The organism is Aeromonas sp. 62-46, from assembly GCF_001898585.1.
GTDB lineage: Bacteria > Pseudomonadota > Gammaproteobacteria > Enterobacterales > Aeromonadaceae > Aeromonas > Aeromonas caviae.
On record NZ_MKUI01000058.1, the window covers coordinates 56572 to 80297 of the forward strand.

The 23726-nt window shown below is 61.6% G+C and carries 24 protein-coding genes; 3 read left to right on the forward strand and 21 right to left on the reverse strand.

Annotation, left to right across the window (positions count from 1 at the left end; genetic code table 11):
• The first annotated feature begins 63 nt into the window (after positions 1-63).
• Positions 64-1557 carry a membrane-bound lytic murein transglycosylase MltF gene (mltF, locus tag BGO64_RS18100; RefSeq protein WP_042880710.1) on the forward strand — a complete coding sequence of 498 codons (1494 nt, stop codon included), beginning with the start codon at positions 64-66 and terminating at the stop codon, positions 1555-1557.
• A gap of 322 nt (positions 1558-1879) precedes the next feature.
• Here mltF and BGO64_RS18105 read toward each other — a convergent pair whose 3' ends face one another.
• The 21 genes from BGO64_RS18105 to ubiT all read right to left on the reverse strand — a co-directional run bounded on the left by BGO64_RS18105 (position 1880) and on the right by ubiT (position 21626).
• Complete coding sequence (locus BGO64_RS18105) at positions 1880-2110, reverse strand: zinc ribbon domain-containing protein (protein WP_039038718.1); 231 nt, start codon at positions 2108-2110, stop codon at positions 1880-1882.
• A 123-nt stretch (positions 2111-2233) separates the two neighbouring features.
• Positions 2234-3730 carry a ribosome biogenesis GTPase Der gene (der, locus tag BGO64_RS18110; protein ID WP_010675045.1) on the reverse strand — a complete coding sequence of 499 codons (1497 nt, stop codon included), beginning with the start codon at positions 3728-3730 and terminating at the stop codon, positions 2234-2236.
• Between the two features lie 74 nt (positions 3731-3804).
• Complete coding sequence (gene bamB / locus BGO64_RS18115) at positions 3805-4989, reverse strand: outer membrane protein assembly factor BamB (RefSeq protein ID WP_029314685.1); 1185 nt, start codon at positions 4987-4989, stop codon at positions 3805-3807.
• Entirely contained in the window at positions 4982-5632 is a 651-nt protein-coding gene (locus BGO64_RS18120) for a YfgM family protein (protein ID WP_010675047.1), read from the reverse strand. The genes bamB and BGO64_RS18120 overlap by 8 nt, the downstream gene beginning before the upstream one ends.
• Before the next feature lie 3 nt (positions 5633-5635).
• Positions 5636-6913: a histidine--tRNA ligase gene (hisS, locus tag BGO64_RS18125; RefSeq protein WP_103260279.1), complete on the reverse strand. Its 1278-nt coding sequence runs from the start codon at positions 6911-6913 to the stop codon at positions 5636-5638.
• Positions 6914-7051: 138 nt separating this feature from the next.
• On the reverse strand, positions 7052-8182 hold the full coding sequence (gene ispG, locus BGO64_RS18130; protein ID WP_010675049.1) for a flavodoxin-dependent (E)-4-hydroxy-3-methylbut-2-enyl-diphosphate synthase: 1131 nt from the start codon (positions 8180-8182) through the stop codon (positions 7052-7054).
• A 10-nt stretch (positions 8183-8192) separates the two neighbouring features.
• Positions 8193-9113 carry a RodZ domain-containing protein gene (locus BGO64_RS18135; RefSeq protein ID WP_214005616.1) on the reverse strand — a complete coding sequence of 307 codons (921 nt, stop codon included), beginning with the start codon at positions 9111-9113 and terminating at the stop codon, positions 8193-8195.
• A complete protein-coding gene (tapF, locus tag BGO64_RS18140; protein ID WP_286701129.1) occupies positions 9103-9894 on the reverse strand; it encodes a PilW family type IVa pilus biogenesis/stability lipoprotein TapF in 792 nt (263 codons plus the stop codon). The genes BGO64_RS18135 and tapF overlap by 11 nt, the downstream gene beginning before the upstream one ends.
• An 11-nt stretch (positions 9895-9905) precedes the next feature.
• Positions 9906-11009 (reverse strand): dual-specificity RNA methyltransferase RlmN, encoded by a 1104-nt coding sequence (rlmN, locus tag BGO64_RS18145; RefSeq protein ID WP_039038724.1) that lies wholly within the window; start codon positions 11007-11009, stop codon positions 9906-9908.
• A 167-nt stretch (positions 11010-11176) separates the two neighbouring features.
• Complete coding sequence (gene ndk, locus BGO64_RS18150) at positions 11177-11605, reverse strand: nucleoside-diphosphate kinase (protein ID WP_045524435.1); 429 nt, start codon at positions 11603-11605, stop codon at positions 11177-11179.
• A 277-nt stretch (positions 11606-11882) separates the two neighbouring features.
• Entirely contained in the window at positions 11883-13166 is a 1284-nt protein-coding gene (pepB, locus tag BGO64_RS18155) for an aminopeptidase PepB (protein WP_039038726.1), read from the reverse strand.
• Positions 13163-14464 carry an aminopeptidase PepB gene (gene pepB / locus BGO64_RS18160; protein WP_109112004.1) on the reverse strand — a complete coding sequence of 434 codons (1302 nt, stop codon included), beginning with the start codon at positions 14462-14464 and terminating at the stop codon, positions 13163-13165. The genes pepB (BGO64_RS18155) and pepB (BGO64_RS18160) overlap by 4 nt, the downstream gene beginning before the upstream one ends.
• 157 nt (positions 14465-14621) lie before the next feature.
• A complete protein-coding gene (fdx, locus tag BGO64_RS18165; RefSeq protein ID WP_005299781.1) occupies positions 14622-14960 on the reverse strand; it encodes an ISC system 2Fe-2S type ferredoxin in 339 nt (112 codons plus the stop codon).
• Between the two features lies 1 nt (position 14961).
• Complete coding sequence (gene hscA, locus BGO64_RS18170; RefSeq protein ID WP_266140020.1) at positions 14962-16809, reverse strand: Fe-S protein assembly chaperone HscA; 1848 nt, start codon at positions 16807-16809, stop codon at positions 14962-14964.
• A 28-nt stretch (positions 16810-16837) separates the two neighbouring features.
• Positions 16838-17356 carry a co-chaperone HscB gene (hscB, locus tag BGO64_RS18175; RefSeq protein WP_010675057.1) on the reverse strand — a complete coding sequence of 173 codons (519 nt, stop codon included), beginning with the start codon at positions 17354-17356 and terminating at the stop codon, positions 16838-16840.
• A 190-nt stretch (positions 17357-17546) separates the two neighbouring features.
• Positions 17547-17870 (reverse strand): iron-sulfur cluster assembly protein IscA, encoded by a 324-nt coding sequence (gene iscA / locus BGO64_RS18180; protein WP_010675058.1) that lies wholly within the window; start codon positions 17868-17870, stop codon positions 17547-17549.
• 15 nt (positions 17871-17885) lie between these two features.
• Positions 17886-18269 carry a Fe-S cluster assembly scaffold IscU gene (iscU, locus tag BGO64_RS18185; RefSeq protein ID WP_010675059.1) on the reverse strand — a complete coding sequence of 128 codons (384 nt, stop codon included), beginning with the start codon at positions 18267-18269 and terminating at the stop codon, positions 17886-17888.
• Between the two features lie 54 nt (positions 18270-18323).
• Positions 18324-19538, reverse strand: coding sequence for an IscS subfamily cysteine desulfurase (locus BGO64_RS18190; RefSeq protein ID WP_010675060.1), 1215 nt, complete (start codon positions 19536-19538; stop codon positions 18324-18326).
• Between the two features lie 52 nt (positions 19539-19590).
• Complete coding sequence (gene iscR, locus BGO64_RS18195) at positions 19591-20094, reverse strand: Fe-S cluster assembly transcriptional regulator IscR (protein ID WP_025327241.1); 504 nt, start codon at positions 20092-20094, stop codon at positions 19591-19593.
• A gap of 94 nt (positions 20095-20188) precedes the next feature.
• Positions 20189-20923 (reverse strand): tRNA (cytosine(32)/uridine(32)-2'-O)-methyltransferase TrmJ, encoded by a 735-nt coding sequence (gene trmJ, locus BGO64_RS18200; RefSeq protein ID WP_201901187.1) that lies wholly within the window; start codon positions 20921-20923, stop codon positions 20189-20191.
• 190 nt (positions 20924-21113) lie between these two features.
• Entirely contained in the window at positions 21114-21626 is a 513-nt protein-coding gene (gene ubiT, locus BGO64_RS18205; RefSeq protein WP_213319211.1) for a ubiquinone anaerobic biosynthesis accessory factor UbiT, read from the reverse strand.
• A 189-nt stretch (positions 21627-21815) separates the two neighbouring features.
• Between ubiT and ubiU the strand changes: the two genes are divergently transcribed.
• Both ubiU and BGO64_RS18215 read left to right on the forward strand, forming a co-directional pair.
• A complete protein-coding gene (gene ubiU, locus BGO64_RS18210) occupies positions 21816-22811 on the forward strand; it encodes a ubiquinone anaerobic biosynthesis protein UbiU (protein ID WP_286701130.1) in 996 nt (331 codons plus the stop codon).
• 12 nt (positions 22812-22823) lie between these two features.
• A complete protein-coding gene (locus tag BGO64_RS18215) occupies positions 22824-23696 on the forward strand; it encodes a U32 family peptidase (protein ID WP_160837378.1) in 873 nt (290 codons plus the stop codon).
• Positions 23697-23726 lie beyond the last annotated feature (30 nt).

Here is a 23726-nt window from a genome sequence, read left to right on the forward strand (position 1 = left end):
CTCATCTCGCGCGGTGTGACTCCCTTCATACTCTCTGGTATAAAGGTGCCTCTTTTTTGACAAATGCCGTTTTTTTCAACAAGGGTACTCACCTACTTGCGCTGCATTTTTCGACTGTTCATCGGGATGATGTTGACGCTGGCCCTGGCCGGTTGCGACTTCTACCACCCCTCCAGCCAACTGGAGCAGATCCGCCAGCGAGGCGAGATCCGGGTTGGCACCCTCTATGGCCCCACTTCCTATTACCAGCGTGACGACACCGCACTGGGGTTCGACTACGAGCTGGCGCAGCTTTACGCCGACTGGCTGGGGGTCAAGCTGACCATAGTACCGGCCTACAGCACCGCCGAGCTGGTCGAGCAACTGCAAAAGGGCAAGCTGGATCTCGCCGCCGCCGCCATCGTCGTGACCCCGGAGCGGCGCAAGCTGTTCCGCTTCGGCCCCGGCTTCTACCAGGTCTCCCCCAAGCTGGTCTATCGCAACGGCTCCCCCAGGCCCAAGAACCTCGGTGACATCAAGGGCAGCATAGTGGTGCCGGCGGGCTCCACCGGCGAGGACCTGATGAAGGAGCTGGCCAAGCAGTACCCCAACCTGAAGTGGAGCACCAATCGGGATGCGGACGTGGAAGAGCTGCTCAAGCAGGTGGCCGACGGCAAGGTGGACTACACGGTGGTGCAGGACACCATACTGGCCCGTACCCAGCGCTACTACCCCGAACTCACCGAGGGCTTGACCCTCGCCAGCAAGCAGACCGTGGCCTGGGCCATGACCAAGCTGCCCGACGACAGCCTCTACGCCAGCATCATCGACTTCTTCGGTCAGCGCTTCATGGATGGCGCCATCGCCAAGCTCGACGAGAAGTACTTCGGCCACGTGCAGAACTTCGACTTCGTCGACACCCGTACCTTCCTGCAACGGGCCAAGAGCCTGCTGCCCAAGTACCAGGCGCTGTTCCAGACCCACGCCAAGGATATCGACTGGCGGCTGCTGGCCGCCATCAGCTATCAGGAATCCCACTGGGATCCCCAGGCACGCTCCTACACCGGGGTGCGCGGCATGATGATGCTCACCGGCCCGACCGCCAAGGCGATGGGGGTAAACGATCGCACCCACCCGGAAGAGAGCATCAAAGGGGGCGCCCGCTACCTGCAGGAGATGATGGCGAAGGTGCCCGACTCGGTCCCGGCGGACGAGAAAGTGTGGTTTGCCCTCACCGCCTACAACATCGGCTACGGCCACATGATGGATGCCCGCCGCCTGACCAAGGAGCTGGGCAAGAACCCGGACGCCTGGAGCGACGTGAAAGAAGTGCTGCCCCTGTTGCAGCAGTCACGCTGGCATCGCAAGGTGCGCTATGGCTATGCCCGTGGCGGCGAGGCGCGCAACTATGTCAACAACGTGCGCCAGTACTACCAGAGCCTGCTCTGGCTCGACAACGAACAGCAGAAGGCCCATCGTCGGGAGGAGCTGGACGAGGACGACAGCAGCGAGCCGGACGTGCCGGCACAGCGTCCGGCCATCATCGCCGAAGTGGTCAAACAGATCATCACCCCCTAGCCTCGCCAGGGGTGTGTTTTCCTGCCCTGTTCTCTGTTACCATCCTTTGGTATACGAGGGGCGCTGGAGCGAACTTATTGCAATGTATTCATTGCGTTGCAGTTCCTGCCAAGGGCCCTTTCGGCCCCACGCAAGACCAGGGAGGAGAACAGGATGCGAGCACGCAGAAGAGCCATATTGGCCCGAAAAACCAAATGTGCCTGGAGCCCGAGACGCAAGCTCAAGCTGGCCGACATGAAACGCAAGATCTGGCACAGAAACCGCTCCTTCACGCTGCTGATAGCGGAGCACACAGTATAAACCCGGCATCAGCCGGGTTTTTTTATGCCTTGTCAGGCTGCGCCTCAAACAGAACGGTGCGCTTGGAGACCAGGGTGTTGCAGTGGTTGCAAAAATAATCCACCGCGCCGCAAGCCCGAAGCCGCTCCAGCTCCTGCCCGCAGGCAGGACACAGGGCCCGAATGCGATAACGGGCCTGACACTGGCCACACGTCGTCTCGCGGCTGCGGCTGTCCAGTTCGCCCTGACAGGCAGGGCAGGTCAGCGTGTTCATTCTCTTCTCGACTCCTCTTTACGTCACTGTGCACCGGCGTCACTCGCAGCCCCTCCCCTGGTTTGTCTGCCCTGAGGAGGGCCATCAAGAAAAACGGCTGCCGGTAAGGGCAGCCGCAGGGCTTTATTTCTTCGCTTTGGCCTTGAGCAGGCGCTTGCGCTGGCGTTCCTGGCTCAGGGTCAGGGTGTTCTTCTTGCCCTCGAACGGGTTGACCGACTCCTGGAACTCCACCCGGATCGGCGTCCCCATGATCTTCAACGACTTGCGGAAGTAGTTGATGAGGTAGCGCTTGTAGGAGTCCGGCAGGTCATTCAACTGGTTGCCGTGGATCACGATGCGCGGCGGGTTGTAGCCACCGGCGTGGGCATACTTCAGCTTGACCCGGCGACCATTCACCATGGGCGGCTGGTGATCTTCCTGGGCCATCTGCATGATGCGGGTCAGCATGGCGGTGCTGGTGCGGCGAGTCGCGGACTCGTAAGCCTCGTTGATGGATTCGAACAGGTGACCGACGCCACTGCCGTGCAGGGCGGAGATGAAGTGCACCCGGGCGAAGTCGATGAAGCCCAGACGTCTGTCCAGCTCGTTCTTGACGTCCTCTTTCACCTTCTGATCCAGGCCGTCCCACTTGTTGACCACCAGTACCACGGAGCGGCCGCTGTTGAGCACGAAGCCGAGGATGCTCAAGTCCTGATCCGTGATGGTCTCCCGAGCGTCAATGACCAGCAGGCAGACGTTGGCATCTTCAATCGCCTTGAGCGTCTTGATGACGGAGAACTTCTCCACCGTCTCGTGCACCTTGCCACGGCGACGCACGCCGGCGGTGTCGATGACCACGTATTTCTGATCGTCGCGCTCCATGGGGATGTAGACGGAGTCGCGGGTGGTACCCGGCATGTCGTAGACGATGACCCGATCTTCACCCAGCATGCGGTTGGTCAGGGTCGACTTGCCGACGTTGGGACGACCGACGATAGCAAATTTGATGGGCAGGTCGGCGAACGGCGTCTCCTTGGTGTCTTCCCGGGTGTCGAGCTCACCGGCAGCCACCATGCGCAGCAAGGCCTCTTCGTCGAACTCCTCCAGCTCCTCTTCCTCTTGTGCCTCGGTGGCAGAGCCGACCAGGGTCTCGAGGTGAGGGGCCAGGGCCAGCTCCAGCAGGCTCAGTACGCCACGGCCGTGGGCGGCCGCCATCTGGTAGACCTCGCCCAGGGCCAGACCGTAGAATTCGGACACCGCGGAGTCACCGTCGATGCCGTCGGTCTTGTTGGCTACCAGAAACACCTTCTTGTGGGTCTTGCGCAGGTGCTCGGCGATGGCCTGATCCGCCGCGGTGAGACCGGCACGGGCATCCACCATGAAGAGCACCACATCGGCCTCTTCGATGGCCAGCAGGGACTGCTCGGCCATCTTCAGCTCGATCCCCTCCTCGGTGCCATCGATACCGCCGGTATCGACCACGATAAATTCCAGCTCGCCCAGCTTCGCCTGGCCATATTTGCGGTCCCGGGTCAGGCCGGGGAAGTCGGCAACCAGGGCATCCCGGGTACGGGTCAGGCGGTTAAACAGGGTGGATTTCCCCACGTTGGGGCGGCCCACCAGGGCAACTACAGGAGTCATAAAAGCCTCATTCTCAAGACGACAAAGGCTCCGGGTCCGAAGACCAGGAGCCGGATATTCACATTATCGGACGATCAAGGACGCTTGAGGGCGTACAACTTGCCGTCACGGCTCTGCACATACAGGGTGTCACCCTCCACCAGCGGAGCGGCATAGAGACCACTGCTGTCGAGCTGCTGCATGGCCTTGATGGTCCCGTCGGTACGGTCCAGCCAATACAGGTAACCTTCCACATCGCCGACCACCACATAGTCACCCAGGATGACGGGGGCGGTCACGGTGCGGTTTTCCAGCTGGGTGTTGGACCACAGCTCGAGACCGTTGCGACGATCGACCGCAAACAGATGGCTGCGGCTGTCGGTCAGCACGATGGCATTGCCGGTCACCGCCATGTCGCGATAACCGGAATACTTGCGCTTCCACACTTCGTCGCCGCTCATCAGCTTGCGCGCCATCAACTGGCCGTTGTAGGCGATGGCGTAGAGCTCATCACCGGCAATCAGCGGGCTGGCATCGACGTCCACCATCCGATCCAGTTCGGTGGCGCCGCGCGGGTCAGCCACCTTGGATTGACGCACCGGCTGGCCGTTGCTCAGCAGGGCGATGCCCACCTTGCCATCGGCGCGGCCATAGATGACGGCACCGTTGGTGATGATGGGGGCGCCGGCACTGCGCAGGGTCAGGGGCGGCTGCTCTTCGGACAGGGTCCACTGCAGCTTGCCTTCGTCGGTATCGAGCGCCACCAGGCGACCGGAGGTGGTCAGCACCACCACGCGGCCATCCTCGACGGCGGGGCTCGCCACCACTTCCCCCGGCACCGTGGTCTGCCACAGCACTTCGCCGTTGGCCTCGTTCAGGGCGTAGACCACCCCGTTTTCGGACCCGAGGAACAGCTTGCCGTAGCGGGAGACCAGACCACCGGAGAGACGGGCGCTGCGCTTGTCGGCGTTGATGGGCAGATCTGCCAGATCCACGCTCCACAGCTCCTTGCCGCTCTCGCGCTCGAAGGCGGTCACATCGCCATCGCGGGCCGCTGCATAGATGCGGTCCTCTTCCACCACCGGCTTGAGCTGGGAGTAGAAGTCGCCGATGCCATCCCCGACCGAGGAGGACCAGGCGGTATCGGCAGTGAACGCGGACTCGACCTTGGGCAGGGGCGCCATGGGGTTGAGATCCTCTTCCGAACTGAACAGGGAGCAGCCCTGCAAGGCGAAGGAGACAGCCACCCCCAGCGCCATTCGCTTGTACAGATTACGCATCCGGTGCCTCGCCCGCAGTGACGGCTGGCAGCGCCAGATCATCCATCTTCAGCTTGAGTTCGGCGCTGCTCTGCAGGCCGCCGGCATCCGCCGCCGCCTGATAGGCATCGCGCGCTTCTTCGGCCTTGCCCTGCTTTTGCAGGATATCGCCGCGCACTTCCGCCACCTGGGCCTTGAAGGCGTCGTTGTTGATCTTGCCAAGCTGGGCCAGGGCCTCGTCAGCCTTGCCCTGATCGCTCAGGACCCGTGCCAGACGCAGGGCGGCGATGGGCTTGATGCTGTCGTCGCCACTGGCGGCCACCTGGGTCAGCTGCTCGGCAGCCAGATCCAGCTTGCCCGCCTTGACGGCGGCCGCGGCCAGTTGCAGGGCGGCCAGCTCGGCATAGGCGTCACCCTTGTGAGCGGTAATGAAGCTCTTTGCCTGCTCCAGGGCGGCGTCGTCCCCCTTGGCGAGCTGGGCGGTCATCTCGTTGTAAGCCTGGGAGGCGGCTTCCTGGTTGTTCTGCTGCATCTCGTTGTAGTAGCGCCAGCCAAAGAGGCCGACCAGACCGATCACGGTCCCGGCGATCACCGAGGTACCGTTCTCTTTCCACCAGTTCTTGATGACCTCAACCTGTTGTTCTTCAGTGGTATACACTTCCACAGCTTACTCTCCTTTCGCTGCCAGCAGGGCGATGGCGGCATCGACCGAGACGGTCTGTTGCTCGGCCTGGCCACGCAGATATTTAATGGTGATCTCCCCGCTTTGCACCTCGGTCTCCCCAAGGATCAGGGCAATGGCCGCGCCGCTCTTGTCGGCACGCTTGAGTTGTTTCTTGAAGTTGCCGCCGCCGCAGTGGCTCATGAGGCGCAAGTCCGGCAGGGCATCGCGCAGGCGCTCGGCCAGGGCAAAGCCAGCCTGCTCGGTCCCCTCACCCACCATGCAGAGATAGACATCCACCGCCGGGCGGATGTCAGCATTGAGCTCGAGGGTTTCGAGCATCAGTACCAGACGCTCCATGCCCATGGCAAAGCCCACCGCCGGGGTCGGCTGGCCACCGAGCTGCTCCACCAGGCCGTCGTAGCGACCACCGGCACAGACGGTGCCCTGGGCCCCCAGGCTGTTGGTCACCCACTCGAACACGGTCAGGTTGTAGTAGTCGAGGCCGCGCACCAGACGCTCGTTCACCTCGAACTGGATGCCGGCCGCCGTGAGCAGGCGCTTGAGCCCTTCGAAGTGAGCCAGGCTCTCTTCGCCCAGGTGGTCGAACAGACGGGGGGCACCCGACAGGATGGCCTGCACTTTTTCGTCTTTGGAGTCGAGCACCCGCAGGGGGTTGCTGTACATGCGGCGCTGGCTCTCTTCGTCCAGCTGCTCCTTGTACTGCTCCAGATAGGCCACCAGCGCATCGCGATAGGCGGCACGTTCGCTGCTCTGACCGAGGGTATTGAGCTGCAGGGTCACGTGATCGCTGATGCCGAACAGACGCCACAGGCGGTGGGTCAACATGATGAGCTCGGCATCGATGTCCGGCCCGTTGATGCCGAACAGCTCGACCCCGAACTGGTGGAACTGGCGATAGCGACCTTTCTGGGGACGCTCGTGACGGAACATGGGGCCCATGTACCACATCCGGCGTTCCTGGTTGTACAGCAAACCGTGCTCGATGCCGGCACGGACGCAACTGGCGGTCCCTTCCGGACGCAGGCTCAGGCTGTCGCCGTTGCGGTCTTCAAAGGTGTACATCTCTTTTTCGACCACGTCGGTCACTTCACCGATGGCACGCTTGAACAGATGGGTCTGCTCGACGATGGGCATGCGCACTTCGCTGTAGCCATAGCTGGCCACGACCTGGCGCAGGATCTGTTCTACTTTCTGCCATACCGGGCTCTGCTCCGGCAGGCAATCATTCATACCGCGAATAGCTTGGATCTGTTTTGCCACGTTGATACTCGAGAAAAAGAGGTAAAATTTGGCCGCATTATAGGGATTTTCGACCCCGAGGTAAAATCGGGTACCCGGATGCGGGATGTAAAATCAACAACCTAAAGCCGGGGCCACCCCAGGTGGCCCCGTCATGGTTCAACCTTTGTCCACCTGGATCTGGTTGGCCGGATCCAGCATGGCGGCCCGGGCACGGATGCGACGCTCCAGGGTCGGGATCAAATCCTTGTTGTCGAGCCGGTCGACCCGCTGGCCCCCCTCGTAGAAGGCACTCTTGTTGGCGGCGCCCGCAAGGCCGAGATCGGAGACCAGCGCCTCCCCCGGACCGTTCACCACACAGCCGATGATGGAGACATCCATCGGGGTGATGATGTCTTCGAGCCGCTCTTCCAGGGCATTGACCGTGCCGATGACGTCGAACTCCTGACGGGAGCAGGAAGGACAGGCGATGAAGTTGATGCCGCGGGAACGGATGCGCAGGGATTTGAGGATGTCGAAGCCCACCTTCACCTCTTCCACCGGATCGGCGGCCAGGGAGATGCGCAGGGTGTCGCCAATCCCTTCGCTCAGCAACATGCCAAGGCCAATGGCGGACTTGACCGCGCCGGCGCGAAAACCGCCCGCTTCCGTGATGCCCAGATGCAGGGGTTGATCGATCTGCTTGGCCAGCAGGCGATAGGCACCGACCGCCAGGAAGACATCGGACGCCTTGACGCTCACCTTGAAGTTCTGGAAGTCGAGGCGATCCAGGTAATCCACGTGGCGCATGGCGGACTCCAGCAGCGCCTCCGGGGTCGGCTCGCCGTATTTCTCCTGGAGATCACGCTCAAGGGAACCGCCGTTGACGCCGATCCGGATGGGGATGTTGTAGTGACGGGCGCAATCCACCACCGCACGCACCCGCTCTTCGTTGCCGATGTTGCCCGGGTTGATGCGCAGGCAGTCGGCCCCGTACTCGGCCACTTTGAGGGCGATGCGGTAGTCGAAGTGGATGTCGGCCACGATGGGGATGCGGGTCTGCTGCTTGATGAGCTTGAACGCTTCCGCCGCCTCCATGGTGGGGACGGAGACCCGGACGATGTCGGCGCCGACCCGCTCGATCCGCTGGATCTGCTCGACGGTAGCGGCCACGTCCGTGGTCTTGGTGTTGGTCATGGTCTGTACCGTGATGGGGGCATCGCCCCCAACCGGCACGTTGCCGACCATGATCTGTCTGGATTTGCGACGAACGATGGGTGATTCGTGTGCGGGCTTTTCGTGAACAGACATGGCGGACTGATTACTCCTGCGGCAGTGAGAAGCGGGCAGTCCGGCCGTTGTTGTAACGGCTCATGTCGAAGGACTTGCCCTGATATTCGAGATTGACCGCCATGGGCGCGCCAATGATGAATCTGAGTGGCTCGGGTCCTTCCAGTACCAGTTCGTCGTTCGCCTTCTTCAGACCGCTGAACAGGGTCTTGCCGTTGGCATCCTTGACGTCCAGCCAGCAATCGGCGGTGAAGCTCATCTTGAGCTGGGGCGCCTTGGCGGGCTCGGTGGTCGTGCTCTCGGCAGTCGAGACCGCACCGGAAACGTCCGTCGGGACGGCTGCGCTGGCATCCGTAGCGACCACAGGCAGGGTCGCGGTGGCACCGCTCACCACAACCTGGGTGGACACGGCATCGGACGCTGCGGGCAGCACGGGCTCGGTGACCTCCACGGCGGGGGCAACATTCGCTTCCGGCGTATTGACGGTCGCGCTCATCTCGGTCGCCGCCAGGGCGTCGTCACCGGCTGAGCGGCGCGCTGTGCTCTGCCACCACCAGGCGACGGAGAGCCCGATCAGCACCAGAATCACCAGCCAGGTCACCACCTTGAGCCGGCTGTCATTGGCCTGCTGGCGGGATCGACGGGAGAAGCTCTGCATGTCGATGTTGTCGGGGGGAGTCAGTCCCAGCTTCTCGTAGGCGGCGAGGATGGTCTCCTCGGGGATGCCCACGAGCTTGGCATAGGCGCGCAGATAGCCACGAATGAAGGTATGGGACGTGTGCTTGTCATAGGTATCCGCTTCGATGGCGGCGATCAGGGTCAGACGAAGGTGAATGCGGGACGCAACCTGTTCCCGGGTCCAGCCGAGCTGTTCACGGGCATTGCGCAGCAGCTGGCCTGGGCCCACTGCCTGGGAGTCGTCTTGGAAATCGTGTGGCTGTTCAGTAGTCATTGGCTAAGTAACGCTTGGCTTGTTGCGAAGTGGGATATTGCCTTACCAGCTCAGTCCCGAATTGGTGAAGTAATGCCGGTTTGTCCATGGCCTGGGCCAGCCGCAGCCGGAGCCAGAGGCTCTCCTCGTTCTCCTCTGCCACATCGGCAAAGCGCACGAGGTAAGACTGGACATCAGGAAGCTTGCCATCTTTCATGGAAAGCTCGGCCATGTCCAGCAATAACCTAGGATTGCGGGGATTATACCCCAAGGCCAGACGATAATACTCGCCGGCCTTGTCATTTCTGTGATTTTGCATCGAGCAGAGCGCCGCATTCTCGTAGGTATCGGCGATCTTCACGTAATCGGGCTGGCTGACGGCCTGCAAGAACGCCTTTTCCGCTTCGTCGAAGCGGCCACGGTTGCAGAGGAAGGCGCCATAGTTGTTCATCGCGTCAGCATTGGACTGATCCATGGCCAGCGCTTTCTTGTAGCTCGCCTCGGCGGCCTTGAAATCCGACACCTGCTGATAGAAATAGGCAAAACCGATGTAGACCTGAGGATTGTTGGGATCGTACTGAAGGGCGCGGTCGAGGTTGAATTTGGCCTGCTCGGCATTGCCCTGGCGCAGATACTGGATACCCAGATCGAGACGAGTCTGGGCGGCGGCCTTGAGGTCGGGACCCACTTCACGCTGGGTCGAATTCTGGCCAGCGTAAGTGGTCTCTGTGACACAGCCTGGCAGCGCACAGAGCGCTGCCACTACGATCAATGTACGGATATCCATTTCCTGTCTATACAATGGCTTAGGAGTTAAACCATTTTGACGGAAATCCCATCCTGTTGCATCCGATTTTTCATGGTGCGCTTGGTGCGGTCAATCACCTCCCCCACCAGCTGCCCACAGGCGGCGTCAATGTCGTCACCGCGGGTCTTGCGCACGATGACGGTCAGGCCGTATTCCATCAGCACCTTGGAGAAACGGTCGATACGGCTGTTGCTCGGCTTGCCAAACGGGTTGCCCGGGAAGGGGTTGAACGGGATCAGGTTGATCTTACAAGGGGTTTCCTTGAGGACCTTGGCCAGCTCATGGGCATGCTGCATGTCGTCGTTGATGTGATCGAGCAGCACATACTCCACGGTCACCCGGCCGCCGTTGGCGTTGGACTTGGCCAGATAGCGGCGTACCCCGGCAAGGAAGGACTCAATGTTGTACTTGTCGTTGATCGGCATGATCTCGGAGCGAAGCGCATCGTTCGGCGCATGCAGGGAGATGGCCAGGGCAACGTCGATCTGGTCCCCCAGCATATCCAGCGCCGGTACCACACCGGAGGTGGAGAGAGTGACGCGGCGCTTGGAGATACTGAAGCCGAAGTCATCCATCATCAGCTTCATGGCAGGTACTACGTTGGCGAGGTTGAGCAGCGGCTCACCCATGCCCATCATCACCACGTTGGTGATGGGGCGCTTGCCGCCCACCACTTTGGCGGCACGCCACACCTGGCCGATGATCTCGGAAACTTTCAGGTTGCGGTTGAACCCTTGCTGGGCGGTGGAGCAGAAGGTGCACGCCAGGGCGCAGCCCACCTGAGAGGAGACGCACAGGGTCGCGCGGTCCGCTTCCGGAATGTAGACGGTCTCCACCTCCTGATCGCCCACCTGCAGCGCCCATTTGATGGTGCCATCGGCGGAGCGCTGTTCACGGCTGATCTCGGGGGCACGGATCTCGGCAATCGCCTTGAGCCGCTCGCGCAACGCCTTGTTGACGTTGCTCATCTGATCGAAATCATCACAACCGAAGTGATAGATCCACTTCATTATCTGATCTGCCCGGAACGGCTTCTCGCCCAACTCGACGAAGAAGGCACGCATGGCATCCCGGTCGAGATCCAGCAGGTTGGTTTTTGTTTCGCTCATCAGGGGCCTCAGCTCACACACTTCATAAATTATCGGCTGACCTACGTCAGGGGGCGGCATTGTACAAATAATGGGTCTGGCTTTCCACCTGGAGAATAAGTGGATATTGGCAGGATGACCAAAAAACAAAAGGGAGCCGAAGCTCCCTTGGTCACCAGCAGACAACATCAGCCGCGCGGGCAGATCTCGTCGTCGGAGAAGAAGTAGGCGATTTCACGGGCGGCAGAGGCCGGGGCATCGGAGCCGTGGACGGCGTTGCGATCGATGCTCTCGGCGTAGCAGGCGCGCAGGGTGCCGGCCAGTGCCTCTTTCGGGTTGGTGGCGCCCATGATTTCACGGTGACGGCGGATGGCGTCTTCACCTTCCAGCACCTGTACCATGACGGGGCCAGAGGTCATGAAGCCGACCAGACCATCATAAAACGGCTTGCCCTGGTGCTCGGCGTAGAAACCGGCGGCCTGTTCGCTGGTCAGGTGCAGCATCTTGGCGGCGATGACTTTCAGGCCGGCGCTTTCGAAGCGGCTGTAAATGGCACCAATCAGGTTCTTGCTGACCGCATCCGGCTTGACGATGGAGAAGGTACGTTCGATAGCCATTGAGTTCTTTCCTTAACTACAGAGTTTTATTGTAGGAATCCATGTTCGGCGGCGATTATACGTAAACAAAAAACGAAATAACACACAAAAAATCAACTTTTTGTTAAACAAAAGAATCCTTGAAACAACATGGTGACTCATCTTGTGCCAGGGCAGAGAGAAAAAATGTGCGCTTGCGCACGATCGGCATGCTAATGCTTCAAAACCGTATCAATTGCTCAGCAAAGCAGCGCTGGAAAGGGCACCCTGAGGTGCCCTTGTGATGCCGTTCACTGACTCAGCGCGTCTCCGCCATCAGGGTATGGGCGATGGTGCGCATCCCCAGGGTATTGGCCCCGGGCGCCCACAGACTGTCGCCGTTCTCGCTGAAGCAGGCGGCGAGATCGACATGCAGCCAGCCTCTTCCCTCATCAGGGACAAAGCGGGAGAGGAAGCCTGCCGCATTGGAGGCTCCCCCCGGTCCGCCGCCCGGCACGGGGCGGCTGTTGGCGGTGTCGGCATAGTGGGACGGGCACTGCTGGCGATGCCAGGGCTCCAGCGGCAGCGGCCATGCTGGCTCCTGCTCCGCATCCGAATAGGCCATGGCGCGGCTCACCAGCCCCTTGTCCAGTCCAAACAGGGCGTTGTAACGCCCCCCCAGCGCCATCACGGCCGCCCCGGTGAGGGTGGCGGCGTCGATGATGAGCGGCGCACCAGACTCGCCGGCCAGTTGCAAGCCGTCTGCCAGGATCAGACGCCCTTCGGCGTCGGTATTGACCACCTCCACCGTGGTGCCGTTCTTGTAGGTAAGGATGTCACCCAGCTTGTAGGCATGGCCGGATACCAGGTTCTCGGCGCAGCAGAGGATGAGCTTCACCCGCTTGTCGAGGCCACGCAGAATGGCCAGCGCCAGCGCGCCGGTGACGATGGCGGCACCGCCCATGTCGTGTTTCATGGTCAGCATGCCCTGGGAGGTCTTCATGGAGTAGCCGCCGGAATCGAAGGTGATCCCCTTGCCCACCAGGGCGGCCGCTACCGGCGCCTTGGGATCCTTGCCCGGATTGAAATCCAGCTCCAGCATCACGGGCTCGCGGTCACTGCCACGACCCACTTGATAGAGACCGACCCAGCCCGCCTGTTGCAGCGCCTCTCCCTTGAGGATGCGATGGCTGATCCGGTCCGGTGCCAGCTCGGTGAGGAAGGCAGCGGCTTCGACCGCCAACTCCAGCGGCCCCAGCTGCTCCGGAGTGGCGTTGGTCATCTCCCGCACCCAACGCCCGCACAGCCAGCGCGCCTCCAGCTCCTCCCTGTCCTCCTCGGACGAAGTGGCCCACTGCAACCCCACTTCCGCCTTGGGCGTCTGCAGCCCCTGGGCAAAGGCCCACTGCTGCTCCCGCTCCCAGTGGCCAGCCAGGACCACCTGCTGGATCCCCTGGCTGCACAGGCGCCGCGCCGCCTGCTGGATATCCAGCAAGGGAGTGGCGCTCACCAGATGGATCACCATGCCGTCGGCACGGTGGGAGAGCAGTGCCCCCTCCCCCCACTCGGCCGGTGCAAACTCTCGGCTCAACCAGACGTTCATGCGCACACCTCCTGCAACCAGCGGGCAATCGTGCGAAGACCATGGCCCTTGGCCCCGGTCGCCCAGAGCTCATTGCCCGACTTCTGATAGGAAGCGGCCAGGTCCAGGTGCACCCAGCCCTTGCCTTCGTCACGGACGAAGCGCGACAGGAACGCCGCTGCCGTGGTGGCGCCGGCAGTACCTTCGGCGGATGCCACATTGCCCAGCTCGGCAAAGGCCGAGGTGAGCTGGCCTGCGTGCCAGGGTTCGAGCGGCAGCGGCCAGGCCTTCTCGTTTTCGGCGTTGGCGGCAGCCAGCGCGCGCACCTGCTCCGCCTCATCGAGGGCAAACACGGCATTGTAGTCGCGGCCCAGCGCGGTCTTGGCGGCGCCGGTCAGGGTGGCAGCGTCCAGGATGTAGGCAGCCCCGCTTTCGCTCGCAGCCAGCAGGCCGTCTGCCAGCACCAGGCGACCTTCCGCGTCGGTATTCTGGATCTCGACCGAGATGCCGTTGCGATAGGTGAGGATGTCGCCGAGCTTGAAGGCGTGGCCGGAGACCAGGTTCTCGGCGCAGCAGAGGATGAGCTTGACCCGCTTGTTCAGGCCACGGCTGATGGCCAGCGCCAGGGCGCCGGTCACCATGGCGGCGCCGCCCATGTCGGACTTCATCGGCAGCATGTTGTCGGAGGACTTCATGGAGTAGCCGCCGGAATCAAAAGTGATCCCCTTGCCCACCAGCGCCGCGACCACGGGGGCGTTGGCATCCCCGGTCGGGTTGTAGTCGAGCTCCAGCAGCACCGGCTCGCGCTCGCTGCCACGGCCCACCGACCAGATCCCGATATGACCCGATTCACGCAAGGCTTCGCCAGCGGTGATGCGGGCGGTCACCTTGTCACCGCCAAGGCTGCGAATGAGCAGCAGAGCGGACTCCGCCAGGCTCATGGGGTAGATGGCTTCCGGGCAGCCGTTGGTCACCTCGCGCACCCAGTGGGTCGCCTTGAGCAAGGCGGCGAGTTCGGCCGCTTCCTGTTCGCTCTGTTCACCAAAATCGAGCTCGCGAACCCCCTTGGCGGCATAGAAGCCCTGGGCAAAGGCGTAACGACGCTCCCCATTCCACCCCTCGCCCACCAGCTTGATGCGCTTGATGCCGCTCGACTCGAGGCGTCTGGCCCCGCGCTGGATGGCGCGCAGCGCCTCCTTCTCCTGGCCAGCGGCCAGATGGAGATGGGCCTCGTCCCCGTTGAAACTGAGCAGGGCACCCTCGCCCCACTGGGCGGCGGCAGCCTGGGACGACAACCTTACGTTCATCATGTCAGCCATGTTCTCTTGCTTCCTTTTTATTGGCACTTTCATCAACGAATAGGGAAATCACGGGCACAAAAAAGGCCGCTCCCTCAAGGGTCACGGCCTTCACCATATCATTACTGCACCATGAGATGCTGCACGCGCAATTCACTCATGTGTAATTAAGGGGTCATCAGTGGCGCTCGGACGCCAGATTCAGGGTGTACTTGGGCAGTTCCACCACCAGATCCTCGTCCGCCAGTCTGGCCTGGCAGCTGAGACGGGATTCCGGCTCCAGCCCCCACGCCTTGTCCAGCATGTCGTCTTCCAGCTCGTCGCTCGGCTCGAGGGAGTCGAACCCTTCCCGCACCACGCAGTGGCAGGTAGTACAAGCACAGGACTTCTCGCAGGCGTGCTCGATCTCGATGCCATTGCGCAGCGCGATATCCAGAATGGTTTCACCGGTCGCACCTTCGAGGGCCGCGCCGTCCGGACAGAGCTCGGGATGGGGCAGAATAATCAGTTTTGGCATATCACACCTTGTTGACGTTTTGTCCGGTCAGCACCTTGCGGATGGAGGCATCCATCCGGCGGGCTGCAAATTCGCCACTGGCAGCGTCCGCCGCCTCGATGGCCTCTTTGATCTGGTTGGTGGTGCCCGTGCTGCGCATGGTCAGCAGATGGGCGATAGCGGCATCCAGCTCGGCCCGCTCGGCGGGGCTCAATAAAGCCTCGCCATCGGCGGCCAGGGCGGCGTTGAGGCTCTCGACCACCCGGTCGGCCTCAACCTGCTGCTCAGCCAGCATGCGGGCATCCATGTCCTGCTGGGCATTGGCGATGGAGGCGCTCAGCATGTTGAGGATGTCATCTTCCCCCAGCCCGTAGGAGGGCTTGACCTGGATCTCGGCCTGCACGCCGGAGGATTTCTCCATGGCGCTGACCGACAGCAGACCGTCCGCATCCACCTGGAAGGTGACGCGAATGTGGGCGGCGCCGGCCGCCATGGGCGGAATGCCGGTCAGGGTGAAGCGGGCCAGGGAGCGGCAATCCGCCACCAGCTCGCGCTCCCCCTGCACCACGTGGATGGCCATCGCGGTCTGGCCATCCTTGAAGGTGGTGAACTCCTGGGCGCGGGCCACCGGAATGGTGGTATTGCGCGGGATCACCTTCTCGGCGAGGCCGCCCATGGTCTCCAGACCCAGGGAAAGCGGGATGACGTCCAGCAGCAGCATCTCGGCGTCGGGCTTGTTGCCCACCAGGATGTCGGCCTGGATGGCGGCACCGATGGCCACCACCTTGTCAGGGTCGATGCTGGTCAAGGGGGTGCGGCCGAAGAACTCGCCCACCCGCTCGCGCACCAGCGGCACCCGGGTCGAGCCACCGACCATCACCACTTCCAGCACCTCTTCCTGCTCGAGACCCGCATCGCGCAGGGCGCGCCGACAAGCCTGCAGGGTGCGTTTGACCAGGGGCTGGATCAGCTCGTCAAACTGGCTGCGGGTGACGGTACCCTGCCAGCCGGCAAAGGTGCAGGCAACGGCATCTGCATCGGTGAGGCCGTGCTTGATGCTGGCCGCCGCATCCAGCAACTCGCGCTGGGTACGGGCATCGAGCTGACCGGACAACCCGGCTTGCTCTTTGAGCCAGTCCGCCAGCAGATGGTCAAAATCGTCACCACCGAGTGCCGAGTCGCCACCGGTGGCCATCACCTCAAACACCCCGCGATGCAGGCGCAGGATGGAGATATCGAAGGTTCCGCCACCCAGGTCATAGACGGCGATCACCCCTTCCTGACCCGAGTCGAGGCCATAGGCGATGGCGGCTGCCGTGGGTTCATTGAGCAACCGCAGCACGTGCAGACCGGCCAGTCTGGCCGCGTCCTTGGTACCCTGACGCTGGGCATCGTCAAAATAGGCGGGCACCGTGATGACCACGCCGTCGAGGTCTCCCCCGAGGGACGCGGCACCGCGCTCGGCCAGTTTTTTCAGGATCTCGGCCGAGACCTGCACCGGATTGACCAGCCCCTGGCGGGTCTGCAATTGCGGCATGCCGTTGTCGGCCGCCACGAATTGATAGGGTTGCTGGCGGGTATCGATGTCGGCCAGCCCCTTGCCCATCATCCGCTTGACCGAGACGATGGTGTTGTGGGGATCGAGGGCCGCCTCACGCTTGGCATCGAAGCCAACCCGGATGGTATCGGCCTGGTAATGGACCACGGAAGGCAGCAGATCACGCCCCTGCTCGTCACAGAGGGTGTCGGCCTGGCCGCTGCGCACGGCGGCGACCAGGGAGTTGGTGGTGCCAAGATCGATGCCGACGGCACGTTTATGCTGGTGAGGTGCGGCGCTCTGGCCTGGCTCGGCAATTTGCAGTAATGCCATGGGTAATCACAATTCCTGCGTTAGAGGGTCAAGACTCGAACAGCGAGTCTTCGAATCGTTCCAGCTCCTCGAGGAGCTTGTCGACAAATTTGAGCTTGCGAACGCAATCCGCCGCCTGCAGATCCTCACCCCTGGTGAGAGAGTCGGTCAGCCGTTGCATCAACGCCTGGTGATCATGCCTGATTTCCTGGCGAAAATCCTTGATGGCCCCCTCAGGGTCGGCGTCGCCCTTGAGATCAGCCAGCCGCTCTCGCCACTCCAGCTGTTGCATCAGAAAGGCGGGATCTTGCAGTGTCTGCTGCTCGCCGCGAATATCGGTGCCCCGCAAGGAGAGCAGGTACTCGGCTCGGCGCAAGGGGGCCTTGAGGGTGGTAAAGGCATCGTTGATCTGGGCAGCACGCTGCACGGCAGCCAGTTGCTCCCGCTCGGGGGCAGTCGCAAAACGATCGGGATGGAACTGGGTCTGCAGCTGACGATAGGTGTCAGCCAGTTGGCGAGTATCGAGCTCGAAGCCCTCAGCCAGCCCGAACAGCTCGAAATGATTCATCCTTCGTCCTCAGACAATAGCGCTGGGAGTGCAACCACACTCGTCTTGAACTTGAGAGCAGTGGCATGGACTGGCGTCCACACCACTGTGTTGATGAGCAAGGTGTTGATCACAAGAGACTCGCCGCAACAGGGCTCACCCTTGGGGCTACGAGGCGTTGCAAACATGGGCGATCGGTCAATCGAACCACTTACACGCTGAAGCTTTCGCCACAACCACATTCGCCCTTGGCATTCGGGTTGTTGAACTGGAAGCCCTCGTTGAGGCCTTCCTTCACGAAGTCCAGCTCGGTGCCATCCAGGTGGATCAGGCTCTTGGCATCCACGATGATCTTGACGCCTTTCTGCTCAAATACCTGATCCTCGGCAGCCAGCTCATCCACGAACTCGAGCACATAGGCAAGGCCAGAACAGCCGGTCGTCTTGACGCCGAGGCGCAGGCCGATGCCCTTGCCCCGGTTGATCATGAAGGAGGAAACCCGCGCCGCTGCGGCATCTGTCATGGTTATGGCCATACTGCTCTCCGGACCTTAAAGACCTTTCTTCTGCTTGTAATCGGCGATGGCGGCCTTGATGGCATCCTCCGCCAGAATGGAGCAGTGGATCTTCACCGGCGGCAGCGCCAGCTCTTCGGCGATGTCGGTGTTCTTGATACCGGCCGCTTCGTCCAGGGTCTTGCCCTTGACCCACTCGGTCACCAGAGAGCTGGAGGCGATGGCGGAACCACAGCCGTAGGTCTTGAACTTGGCATCTTCAATGATGCCATCGTCGCTGATCTTCAGTTGCAGCTTCATGACGTCACCACAGGCCGGTGCACCGACCATGCCGGTGGCGACGCTGGGATCGTTCTTGTCAAAACCACCGACGTTGCGGGGATTCTCGTAGTGGTCGATTACTTTTTCACTGTAAGCCATATCTAACTCCTGCTAATTCCGTTGTTCACCAGACCCTTGCCATGCTGGCAAGGATCAGTGATGTGCCCATTCGACCGTGTTCAGATCGACGCCATCCTTGAACATCTCCCACAGGGGGGACATCTCGCGCAGACGACCGATGGAGTCGCAGATGAGCTTGATTGCGTAGTCGATCTCTTCTTCGGTGGTGAAGCGACCGATGCTGAAACGGATGGAGCTGTGTGCCAGCTCGTCGTTCAGACCCAGGGCGCGCAGCACGTAGGAAGGTTCCAGGCTGGCCGAAGTACAGGCAGAACCGGAAGAGACCGCCAGATCCTTCAGTGCCATGATGAGGGATTCCCCTTCCACATAGGCGAAGCTCACGTTCAGGTTGCCCGGTACACGCTGGTCCAGATCCCCGTTGATATAGACTTCTTCGATGTTCTTGATGCCATCCCACAGACGCTGGCGCAGGGCCATGATGTGCTGACTCTCGCTCGCCATCTCTTCCTTGGCGATGCGGAAGGCTTCACCCATGCCGACGATCTGGTGGGTTGCCAGGGTGCCGGAGCGCATGCCGCGCTCGTGACCACCGCCGTGCATCTGGGCTTCCAGGCGCACACGGGGCTTGCGGCGTACATACAGGGCGCCAATGCCTTTCGGGCCGTATACCTTGTGGGCGGACATGGAGAGCAGATCAACCTTGAGTGCTTCCACGTCGACCGGGATCTTGCCCACGCTCTGGACGGCGTCCACGTGCAGCAGGATCTTGCGGGAACGGCACAGCTCACCGATGGCAGCGATGTCTTGCACCACCCCGATCTCGTTGTTGGCGTGCATGATGCTGACCAGGATGGTGTCATCACGCAGGGCGCCTTCGATCTGCTCAAGGGTGAACAGGCCATTGGGCATGGGCTCGAGGTAGGTCACCTCATAGCCTTCCCGCTCAAGTTGGCGGCAAGTATCCAGCACGGCTTTGTGCTCGGTCTTGGAGGTGACGATGTGCTTGCCCTTGCCGGCGTAGAAATGGGCGATGCCCTTGATGGCCAGGTTGTTGGACTCGGTCGCACCGGAGGTAAAGACGATCTCGCGCGGGTCCGCGCCGATCAGCTCTGCCACTTGATTACGGGCCAGATCCACCGCCTCTTCGGCCTGCCAGCCGAAACGGTGGGAACGGGAGGCTGGGTTGCCGAACAGGCCGTCCATGGTGAGGCACTGCATCATTTTTTCTGCGACACGCGGGTCCACCGGACAGGTTGCCGAATAATCAAGGTAAATAGGCAGTTTCATCTTTTTCTCCGTTACGACGGGGTCACACAGCGACTCGTCGTGGAAAGCACGTTTATAGTTGGACTTTCAAGCTCACATCACCGCGTTCGGCCCGATCAACCAGGGACAACACGGTCTTCATTTGTTCATCTTGCTTGCCGGCGATACGGCGCACATCGGCCTGACCAACCAGCTCGGCCAGGGTGATATCCCCCAGGAAACTGGAGATGCGTTCGCTCAGATCCCGCCACAAGGAGTGGGTCAGGCACTGGGTACCACCGTGGCAGCCCCCTTTGCCGAGGCACTTGGTCGCATCGACCGATTCATCGACCGCGGTGATCACCTGACCGACCGAAATCTCGCCAGGGGCCAGACCGAGGCGATAGCCGCCACCGGGGCCACGTACGCTGCTCACCAGACCATGCTTGCGCAGACGGGCAAACAGTTGTTCCAGATAGGACAAGGAGATGCCCTGGCGCTCTGAAATATCAGCCAGGGGCACGGGCCCCTGCTCTGCATGCAACGCCACGTCGAGCATGGCTGTCACCGCGTAACGTCCTTTTGAGGTCAGTCTCATATGCCTTACCGTCTTGCGAACCAATCAATATGTGGCATATGGTCACATACCCGACTAAATCAGTCAAGTATATGCTTGAGTAAATCAGTCGGGATTAATCCTGTGCCCTGGACTTCTGGACAGAGGTGAGAATGCCCCGCAGGATGTTCAACTCCACCGCTTCGGGTCTGGCCCGATTGAATAGACGACGCAGTTTGCTCATCACATGGCCTGGATGGTCATCGGCAATGAATCCCGTCTTTTGCAGCGTCTGCTCCAGATGCTGATAAAACCCTTCCAGTTGCTGGGCGCTGGGGTACTCGACCCGCTCATCCTCCGGAGCCGAATGCTCCTGGTTCTGTACTTCCAGCCAGCGCATCCGCACCTCGTAACAAAGGGTCTGCACTGCCATGGCCAGATTGAGGGAGCTGTATTCTGGATTGGCGGGAATGGCCACATGGAAGTGGCATTTTTGCAGTTCGTCATTGGTGAGGCCGGTGCGTTCACGGCCAAACACCAGCGCAACCGGGTGCGCCATGCCCTCGGCAACCAGCTTCTCGCCCGCTTCACGGGGATCCAGCATGGGCCAGCTCAGGGTGCGGGAACGGGCACTGGTGCCGATGACCAGACCACAGTCGGCAATGGCTTCATCCAGGGTCGGCACGATACGAGCGCGAGCCAGGATATCGCTGGCCCCCGCCGCCAGGGCGACGGCCTCCTCATCCGGCTGGGCCTGGGGATCGACCAACACCAGTTGAGTCAGCCCCATGGTCTTCATGGCCCGCGCCGCGGATCCCATGTTGCCGGTGTGAGAGGTGTTTACCAACACGATACGAATCTGATCCAACATGCCCAGTCAATCTTCAGTCAAAAATGGCGCGCAATTGTAACATAACCAATCGCTATTTTGGCACCGCTTCCAACCAGGCATTTCTGCACAAACAGGCAGATGACGCCTCCCCACCCTGCGTGGTCACGCTGACAGTGGGGTACTGCGGCTCAAGTTCACTTGTTCCGCAGCACTCGGGCAAGAAAACGGCTCAGCTCATTGTCGCGGCAGTGGGCACGTGCGTCTCGCGGGCCCGCTCGATAAAGGTCGCCAGATCCATAAGGGGGTATTTCATCAATCCCAGCCCGTCCAGATCCAGGCTGTCCATCAGATTTTTCACCTCCAGGCCCAACTCTGTATCCCCCTCTATCTTCAGTCGGCGCTGGAAGAAGAGGGAATCCGGGTCTTCACGGCGCCCGGCGATCAGAACAAGATCCTGGCTATTGCCGCTGAAACAGACATCGGCGCGCTCACACTTCCTCGCCACTACCAATTTGCCCTCCTGCTCGCTGATAAACCAGCATAGCCCCAGATCGCTGACTTCCACTTTCAGCCACTTGCCCGCAAGAAACGCAAATTCCCCCTCTTCGATGGCCTCCCGGAACACCCTGCCCAGCAGGGCCTCCATCAGGTTTTGTTGCAAAGGGAAGGGCACCAGCTTGAGGGGGTGGCGCAAGAGACGGGGTGCTTGTTCGACCAGGCGACGTTGCAGATGTTGAAACACGATAAACTCCCAGTTTTTTGCGCATTCAAGCACAGCCCCTTCGGCAAGATCCTGTTGAAAATCAAACTTGTGCCCACTTACCTCAAGAAGGGTAAAGCCACCTAAAGCTGCCTCAGGTCAAAAAGCGGGAGGGCAAGCATGAATACAATCGGGCCACTTTTGCATTTTTGCCCTCTCGGAGCGTACCCGATGGAATTACTCTGCCCGGCAGGCAGCCTGCCGGCACTGAAGACAGCCGTGGATAACGGGGCCGATGCGGTCTACATCGGCTTCAAGGATGACACCAATGCCCGCCACTTCGCCGGGCTCAACTTCACCGACAGCAAGCTGGAAAGAGCGGTTGACTATGTCCACCAGCATGGCCGCAAGCTGCACATCGCCATCAATACCTTTGCCCACCCGGGCTCCGATGCCCGTTGGAAGCAGGCCGTGGACAAAGGGGTGGCGCTCGGTGCCGATGCCCTGATCATCGCCGATCTCGCCGTGCTCGATTATGCCAGCCGCCGCCATCCCGGCATGGAGCTACATGTCTCGGTCCAGGCCAGCGCCACCAACGCCGCTGCCATCCGCTTCTACCAGCAGCACTTCAACGTCGGCCGGGTGGTGCTGCCGAGGGTGCTCTCCATGCATCAGGTGAAGCAGCTTGCCCGCGAGACCGACGTCGGCCTCGAGGTGTTCGCCTTCGGCAGCCTCTGCATCATGGCGGAGGGGCGCTGCTACCTCTCCTCCTACATGACAGGCGAGAGCCCCAACACCGTCGGCGCCTGTTCACCGGCCAAGTTCGTGCGCTGGGAAGAGACCCCGAGCGGCCTCGAATCCCGCCTCAACGAGGTGCTGATCGATCGTTACGGCCCGGGGGAAAACGCCGGCTACCCGACCCTGTGCAAGGGGCGCTTCGAGGTGGATGGCCAGACCTATCACGCGCTGGAGGAGCCCACCAGCCTCAACACCCTCGGCCTCCTGCCCGAGCTGTTCCAGACCGGCATCCAGTCGGTCAAGATCGAGGGACGCCAGCGCAGCCCCGCCTATGTAGAGCAGGTGACCCGGGTCTGGCGCGCCGCCATCGACGCCTATCAGGCCAACCCCGAGGCCTATCAAGTCAAGGCTGAGTGGGATGCCCAGCTCGCCCGCGTCTCCGAGGGGAGCCAGACCACCCTCGGTGCCTATCATCGCCAGTGGCAATAAGGAGCACTGCTCATGAAATTCTCTCTCGGCCCCCTGCTCTTCTACTGGCCCAAGGCCGACACCCAGGCCTTCTATCAGGCGGCGGCCGCCAGCCAGGCCGACATCGTCTATCTGGGGGAAACCGTCTGCAGCAAGCGGCGCGAACTGAAAGTGGATGACTGGATTGCCCTCGCCCGTCAGGTGGCGGGCTCCGGCAAGCAGGCGGTACTCTCCACGCTGGCGCTGATCTCAGCTCCCTCCGAGCTCAAGGAGGTAAAGCGGCTGGTCGACAACGGCGAGCTGATGATCGAGGCCAACGATCTGGGGGCGGTCCAGCTCGCCAGTGAAGCCGGGCTGCCGTTCGTCTGCGGCCCCGCCATCAACGCCTACAACGCCGACGTGCTGCGCATGCTGCTTAAACAGGGGATGCAGCGCTGGGTGATGCCGGTGGAGCTCTCCCGCGACTGGCTGATGCAGCTCAATCAGGATCTGGGCAGGGAGCGCCAGCAGTTCGAGGTGGAGGTGTTCGCCTATGGTCATCTGCCGCTCGCCTACTCGGCACGCTGCTTCACCGCCCGCTCCCTCGACCGGCCCAAGGACAACTGCGAACTGGCCTGCATCGACTACCCCACCGGGCGACTTGCCAGCAGTCGCGAGGGGCAGAAGGTGTTCAACCTCAACGGCATCCAGACCCAGTCCGGTTACTGCTACAACCTGGGTAACGAGCTCAAGGGGATGGAGGGTCTGGTGGATGTGGTGCGCCTCTCGCCCGAAGGCATGGAGACCCTGACGATGCTGGAGCGCTTCAAGGCCAACGAACAGGGGATGGCCCCCCTGCCCCTGCAGCAGGAGCGGGACTGCAACGGTTACTGGCGCCAGATCCCCGGCATGAGCCTGGTGGAGTAGCGGTACACCCCGTGTCACCAGACAGCAAAA